We start from the raw sequence: 366 nt of genomic DNA, 5'->3' as shown, positions 1-366 counted from the left end.
AGCAACTGCTATCAATGCTAGTTTCTTACTCTTTCCTTTGTTCACGATTCGCTCATAAACTTCCTGACAAGCCTTGTTGTGTTTACAAGCATTAAAAGAACATAGAAACAATAGATTACGAAGCTTTCTATTACCGACCTTACTTATTCGTGCACGACCTCTTACGCTGCTTCCTGACTCACGGGGACTATCTCATAAAGTGTGTAAATAAAAAAATAGCGGGGGCATGCCCCCGCTATTTTTTTAACTTTAAATTTTCACACCATTATGAAGAACGAGGAATTATTCGACGACAATTTTTTTAAACAGTTCAAGACCGGTGACGAGCTCAACGGTTTTTTGAAGGCACTCCAAAAACGCGGCATC

The 366-nt window shown here is 39.6% G+C and carries 1 pseudogene; it reads right to left on the bottom strand.

What is annotated here, in order from left to right:
* Nucleotides 1–183, bottom strand: a pseudogene (locus tag BFP75_RS10420) (transposase); the annotation flags it as partial.
* Nucleotides 184–366: the final 183 nt, after the last annotated feature.

This window comes from Maribacter sp. 4G9 (genome assembly GCF_002742265.1).
Lineage (GTDB): Bacteria > Bacteroidota > Bacteroidia > Flavobacteriales > Flavobacteriaceae > Maribacter.
Note: the sequence above shows the minus strand (reverse complement) of the source record. Positions and strands in the feature narration are given on the sequence as shown.